The following is a 6,816-nucleotide window of genomic DNA, read 5'->3' as shown; positions in this document are numbered from 1 at the left end:
GCTTCGGCTTTGGCTTTGGCTTTAGCTTCGGCTTCGGCTTTGGCTTTGGCTTTGGCTTCGGCTTCGGCTTCGGCTTCGGCTTATCACTTCTCCCGTTTACGGGAGAAGGTGCCCCGCAGGGGCGGATGAGGGCAGCTTTTCGCTTTTGCGAGAACCGCTGCATGGCCGAGACAAAGCAGAACAGTACGGTGCTGCGCACCGCCCCCTCACCCCAACCCCTCTCCCGCATGCGGGAGAGGGGCTCAGGTCTCAGGGGCGTTGTCACTCCCCGCGCTGGCGTGGTGTACTCAGGTGGTTCGCCTGCAGCAAGGCATTGAGCAGCAACCGCTCGGTGCCATGCCAATACTTGCGATGCGCCGGATCATCGGCAAACAACACCACGTTGCCACTCCCGGTCGGCACCACCTGCAGATAGCTCGAACCCGAGACCCGCGCACGATTGGCATCGGACAGATAGCCATTCACCACCGGCGCGCGGTCAATGTTCACCACATTGAGGAAGACATTCTTCACCGGCTCGAATACCAGCCCGCCTTCCTTGTTGACCCAGATGCGCCGCTGCTGCACACCAAAGCCCAGCGGATGGGTCGGGTCGATATCGGCGCTCAGGATGTTGCCGCTGACCCGGCCGAGCGCGAACACGTCACGCACGGTGCCGAAATCCAACCGCTCAGCCTCATCCTTCTCGTCGCCTTCGCGAAGCTTGGCTTCGGCAAGACCCTTGTCGATTGCCCAGCGCGCGCCGCTGCCATACACCACCAGCGAACCACCGGCAGCAATCCAACGCTTGAGCGCAGCCACACCGGCATCACTGACGTTTGCATAGGTACCGCCGGACAGCACGATCGAGGTGTAGCGCGCCAGATCAACGCTGGCCAGCTGCACAGGATCAAGCTTGGTCGACGGCAAGCCCAACGAAGTATCCAGCGAGAACCAGGTTGAACCAATCTCGGTCGCGGACACGCCCTCGCCCATCACCAGAGCAATGCTCGGCGTGCGCAGTACCCGCACATTGTCGCTGCCCAGATCGATACCGCTGGCAGCGCGACCACTGGCCAAGGCGTAGACCGTAACGCCAGCCTCCTGTGCGCGAGCTAATACCTTGGCCTGCAATGCTTCTGCCTCCAGGCTCTGGCCCGCAACCGGAATCACCACCGCACCATGACCGAACGCCACATCGCCGTTCGCGGTAGCCGCAGTGAACGGCTGGTGCGCGGTGCGCACACGCACGTTGTCGCGCAGGAGCCCCCCCAGCAGGCGGAAGCTGCCAAAGTCACGTGCATCGGCCACATAGGCGAAGCCAGCACGACCGCCGCTGATGCCACCTTGCGCCGCAGGCACCACGTCCACCGTCGCACCGCTCGGCAAGGCACCACGACTCCCCGCATAGCGAAGGCCGTAGGCAGGTGCCACCGCATACGAAGTGCCGCTGTAGAACACATCACCCTTCACCGGCGGCGTGAACTCGAAGATCGAATGGGCGAGGCGGAACTGCGGCTGCCGCGCCGGCACCACATAGGCCGAACCGGCCTGGAAGCGTTTGCCGTCCACGTCCACATCACGCGCCAGCGCATGCACCTCGATGCGATGCTGCAAAAGCACCGCCAGCAGCTTGCGGGTCAGCGTGGCATCAGCGGCATCACCAAACACCCAATCGTGCACCGGATAGGCTGCCGCCTGCTTCAAGGCGCTGCGGAAAAACTCCTTCTGCAGCGCGAACAGGCGATCACGGTCTTCCACCACGCCACGCACGCTGGCCAGGCCGGTAGCCACCTGGTTGCGGACGGTGAAGTTGAAATGCAGCGGGCCATTCACCGACTCCTGTACCAGGCCGCGCGAACTTGCCTGCTCCACGGTCACACCGACCGCACCGTGGAAATCCGGATAGGTCGAACCATAGATCGGCGAGAAGTTGTCGAAGTTCTCGCCGGTGTAATACAGCGAGCCAAGATCATCCAGGGCCTTGGCATGGAAACGTGCCAGCCACTTGTTCGCCTCGTACGAAGACTTGGGCAGCAGCGGGCTTTCCATGCTCTTTGGTGACGGCTCGAAGTAATACGTGCTGTCCTTGCCCATCTCATGGAAGTCGATCTGGATATTCGGATACCAGCGATGGAACTGCGCGACCTTCGGCCAGCTGTCGGCCTGCGCCAACGCCAGCCAATCGCGGTTGAGATCGGTGAAGTAGTGATTGACGCGACCACTGGGGAACGGCTCGACGTGCTCCTTGTCGGCCGGATCCGCCGACGCTGGACGCGAACCCCAGGCGTTATGCCAGTTGGCGGCACGGTCGCGTCCATCCGGGTTCTGTGCCGGATCGATCACCACAACAGCCTGGTCCAGCCAGCGCGCGGTTTCCGCATCCTGGTTGGCGGCCAGGTAGTAAGCGGTGAGCATCGCAGCCTCACCGCTGGAGGTTTCATTGCCGTGCACGCTGTAACCCAGCCAGGCCACTGCCGGTGCATCGGCGCCGGGCAAGGGCTGTGCGGGATCGATCAGCGCCTGCCGTTGTGCGGCGATCTCGGCACTGCGCGCGTGGTTGCGTGCCGAAGTGATGGTCACCAGCAGCAGCGGGCGCTGCTCGTAACTTTGACCGATGACTTCGACCTTGACCTTGTCCGAGACCCGCGCCAGTTCGTTGAAGTAGGCCACCAGCTGATCATGCCGGGTGTAATGACTGCCGATTTCGTAGCCGAGGAACTGCTGCGGTGAAGGCACCTTCGCATCGAACTGCTGCGCGGTGGGGAAGTAGTAGCTGTTCTGGGCATGGGCCGGCGACAGGCTGATGAGTGTTGCCAACAGCAGCGCTGGCAGCAGACGTGAAAAGCGGAACGACATGGGTATAGCACTCCCCTATTGCATGAACGTTGTTGCCAAAGTTCAGAATTAAAAAGCGAAGCATGTAGTGCCGAGCCATGCTCGGCAGGGGCCTTACCGGCGTGGTTCCAGCGCCGAAAAGCTGCCCTCACCCCAACCCCTCTCCCGCAGGCGGGAGAGGGGCTAGAACACTACGAGCTGCCGCGCCATGTAGTGCCGAGCCACGCTCGGCAGGGGCCTCCCCGGCAAGGTTCCAGCGCAGCAAAGCTGCCCTCACCCCAACCCCTCTCCCGGCGGGAGAGGGGCTTTCAATCAGAAGCGATAGTCAAAGCCCAGCGTGTAATAGCGCCCGCGCAGGTCGTACTGGCTGAAGTCGTACGGCGCGCGCACACCCGGGAAGGTGGCGTCGTACGGCGGCTGGCGGTCACCGATGTTCTGCACCTTTGCGTACACAGTCAGCTTGTCGATGCCGGTGTAGCCCAGGTACAGATCGAACTGGCTGTAACTGGCCACCTGCTTCTGCACCGCCTTCGCCGCGGCACTGCCTTGCTGGTCATAGCTGCTGGTGTAGTACCAGGTCAGCGCGGTGCGCCAATCACCCAAGGCCCAGTCCAGCGTGGTGGTGGCCTTGGTATCCGGCAGCGATGGGCCGAGGTTGGAGCCGGCGTAATCCACCAGCGGACCGCCAACGACCTGCGGTCGCTTGTAGTCGATGACATAGGTCAGCGCCGAGGACAGGCCGAAGTCACCCGCAGCGGCCGTCTGCCAGCGCTGGCGCAGCTCGATGTCGATGCCCGAGGTCTCCAGCTCACTCAGGTTCTGGTAGCGGTTGTAGACCGCCAGCAGCTTGCCGCGCGAATCACGCAGCACATTGGCCGGGTCGTTCTCTGCCACCAGCGTTGTGGTGTTGCCGGTGCCGATCAGGTTGTCCAGCTTGATGCGGTAGTAATCGACGCTGAGGTTGGTGTTCTGCCACGGCGAGAGCACGAAGCCGGCATTGAAACTGCGCGTGCGTTCCGGATCCAGATTGGTATTGCCGACGGTGAAGAAAGTCGGGTTCTGCCGCGAGCCGGCAACGTCCGGATCGTGCGGATCGACCACCGAGCCATAGGCGATGCTGGTCGACGCCGAGTTCTCCGACAACGATGGCGCACGGAAACCACGCGAGGCCGCAGCACGCACCAGCAACCAATCCAGCGGCTGCCAGCGCAGGCCGAGCTTGGGCGAGAACGCATTGCCGAAATCACTGTAACGATCGGCGCGTGCTGCCGCCTGCAGTTCCAACGTGCTGTGCAGCGGCACGCTTACTTCCGCGTAGGCAGCGCTGACCTGGCGCTGGCCGTGCACTTCGGCGATCGCCGGGCGCACCTGCAGGCCTGCATCGATCTGCCACGGATTATTTGAATCGAGCTTCTCCTGACGCCATTCGGCACCGGCGGCGAAGCCAATCTCACCCGCCCAGGTTGCACCCAAAGTACCGGACACCTTGGCATCGACACCCTTGAGCACCGATTCGGCCGGGCGCAGCGTGCTCAGGCCAATCGCTGCAAGCACCGCCGGATCCGTCGCTGACGGATTGAGCAGGTTGTAGCTGCCGCTGGCCAGTGCGTCATACAGCGTCCAGCGATTGGCAAAGCCGCCGGAGACGGTCTCGCGCTGCTTGCTGGCCGCCTGGAATGCGCCGACTTCCCAGTCCCACTTCTCGGTCTGCCCGCGCAGGCCAAGCACGCCGCGATAGGAACGCGAACGATTGGTCTTGATGGTGCCGCCGAGGTTGAAGAAGGTGTATTCGATCGGCACGTCCACGCCGTACGGGTTGTACGGATTGCCTGCCGGCAGGGTCGAACGCACCGGCTCGGCCAGGCCGGTATCGGCGTTGAGCGCGAAGCGGCCGCTTTCCAGGGTGAAGAACGGGCTGGAGCCGAACCACGACACACCCTTGATGTCGCTGTAGATCACATCAGCGAAAGCTTCCACCGAATCACTGATGCGCAGCGTGCCGTTGACATAGGCCTGCCAGCGCTTGGTCGAGGGAATCAGCGTGGTATACGGCGCCTGGTTGAAGGCGCAGGTGTCACCGGCCAGACCGTCGATCGGTGCGCTGGCGGTGAGTACCGTGCCTTCCGGGCAGTTGCCGGCGGCGTCGAGCATCGGCACCGACTTGCCGTCTATCAGGTAGCGCGCGCCCTTGGCCGACCAACCGTTCCAGCGGCCACCGGCCTTGTCGGTATAGATGCCCGAGCGGGTCAGGTCGCGCTGGTCCTGGTCCAGGCGGTCGCGGTTATAGCCTTCCAGCGACACCAGGATGTTGTAGCCATCGCGGTCCAGGTCGCCGAGGCCGCCGACGAACTTGAGGTTCTGCTGATCCAGCCCACCGGCTTCTGAGGTGCCGCCGCTGACGCCAACCTCGGCACCTTCAAAGTTCTGCCGGGTGATGATGTTGACCACGCCGGCCACCGCATCGGAACCGTATACCGCCGAGGCGCCATCCTTCAGCACTTCTATGCGTTCCACCGCTACGAGGGGAAGCGCGTTGAGGTCGACGAAGGTGTCCGACAAACCGCCGGACGGGAAGCCGTAATTGGCCAGACGGCGACCATTGAGCAGCACCAGCGTGTTCTTCTGCGACAAGCCGCGCAGGCCGATGCCGGCCGAGCCCGAGGCCCAACCGCTGTTGCTGGTTTCGTTGCTGGCGTTGCCGGTGTTGGCGGAGATCGAACGCAGCAGGTCAGCCACGCTGGCCTTGCCGGTCTGCTCCAGTTGCTGGCGTTCGATCACCTGCACCGGGTTGGCGGTCTCGGTATCGGTGCGCTTGATGTTGGAGCCGGTGACCCGGACCGCATCGAGGGTCTTGCTGCCGTCGGCAGCGGCTTCGGCCAGGGCGAGGGAGGGAGCAGCGATGGCAGCGGCCACCGCGAAGGCGAGCAAGGAACGAGTAGGCATGGAATCCGGGGAGAGGTGAATGACAACGGCGCCAGTACCTCATGAACGGCAAATGTCCGGCCAATCACTTTGTTGCATTCGCACATAACCATCCGTTACATCGCTCCATCCGGATGGATATGAATATATGACTGGCATCACTGGCGCATACGCGCAGCGACGGCGGCACCCTACAATTACGCCCATGGATATTTTCAAGGTTTTCACCCTCGAAGCCGCGCACCGGCTGCCCAACGTCCCGGTCGGCCACAAGTGCTCGCGCCTGCACGGCCACTCGTTCCGCGTGGAACTGCGGGTCAGCGGCGAACCCGGCCCGGAGACTGGCTGGATCATGGACTTCAGCGATCTGAAGGCCGCCTTCCAGCCGCTCTACGACCAGCTCGACCACAACTACCTCAACGACATCCCCGGCCTGGAGAACCCCACCAGCGAACGCCTGGCGATGTGGATCTGGGAGAAGCTGAAGCCGGCACTGCCGCTGCTCAGCGAAGTAGTCGTGCACGAAACCTGCACCTCCGGCTGCAGCTACAAGGGCGACAAAGCCGCCTGACTGCGGTAGTGCCGAGCCATGCTCGGCAGAGGCCTTGCCGGTAATGCTCCAGCCGAGCATGGCTCGGCTCTACAAGGCCTTCCCGACCACGCAACGGCCCTTGTGGGAGCGGCGTAAGCCGCGAAGCTGGCCGTGCATGAAGCCTCACAGCCACCCCCTCCCCAGCCCTCCCCTTGCCTGCGGCAAAGGGAGAGGGCGCCCGTCTGCGGAAAAGGGCGCGCGGTAGTGCCGAGCCATGCTCGGCAGAAGCCTTGCCGGTAATGCTCCAGCCGAGCATGGCTCGGCTCTACAAGGCCTTCCCGACCACGCAACGGCCCTTGTGGGAGCGGCGTAAGCCGCGACGCTGGCCGTGCTTGAAGCCTCAAAGCCAACCCCTCCCCAGCCCTCCCCTTGCCCAGCGGCAAAGGGAGGGGGCGGAAACGTAGTGCCGAGCCATGCTCGGCAGGGGCTTTTCCGGGAACGCTCCAGCCGAGCATGGCTCGGCTCTACAGAGGTTAGTTCTGAAC

General features: G+C 63.5%; 3 protein-coding genes. 1 reads left to right on the top strand and 2 read right to left on the bottom strand.

Annotated elements, in window-relative coordinates; genetic code table 11:
• Positions 1-261: 261 nt before the first annotated feature.
• The gene (locus QMX78_RS19245) at positions 262-2,838 is read right to left on the bottom strand and encodes a M14 family zinc carboxypeptidase (protein ID WP_282272591.1); all 2,577 of its coding nucleotides are present in this window, start codon (positions 2,836-2,838) and stop codon (positions 262-264) included.
• A gap of 291 nt (positions 2,839-3,129) precedes the next feature.
• Entirely contained in the window at positions 3,130-5,760 is a 2,631-nt protein-coding gene (locus tag QMX78_RS19240; protein WP_282272589.1) for a TonB-dependent receptor, read from the bottom strand.
• Between the two features lie 184 nt (positions 5,761-5,944).
• Between QMX78_RS19240 and queD the strand changes: the two genes are divergently transcribed.
• Positions 5,945-6,310, top strand: coding sequence for a 6-carboxytetrahydropterin synthase QueD (gene queD, locus QMX78_RS19235; protein WP_282272587.1), 366 nt, complete (start codon positions 5,945-5,947; stop codon positions 6,308-6,310).
• The last annotated feature ends 506 nt before the right edge of the window (positions 6,311-6,816 follow it).

Origin of the sequence: Stenotrophomonas sp. PS02298 (assembly GCF_029959445.1) — a bacterium.
Taxonomy (GTDB): domain Bacteria; phylum Pseudomonadota; class Gammaproteobacteria; order Xanthomonadales; family Xanthomonadaceae; genus Stenotrophomonas.
This window is presented reverse-complemented; position numbering and strand designations above follow the sequence as displayed.

What these genes read in the sequence shown, in the direction of transcription:
- QMX78_RS19240 (WP_282272589.1), bottom strand. Translation starts at nt 5,760, where the DNA reads ATGCCTACTCGTTCCTTGCTCGCCTTCGCGGTGGCCGCTGCCATCGCT.
- QMX78_RS19245 (WP_282272591.1), bottom strand. Translation starts at nt 2,838, where the DNA reads ATGTCGTTCCGCTTTTCACGTCTGCTGCCAGCGCTGCTGTTGGCAACA.
- queD (WP_282272587.1), top strand. Translation starts at nt 5,945, where the DNA reads ATGGATATTTTCAAGGTTTTCACCCTCGAAGCCGCGCACCGGCTGCCC.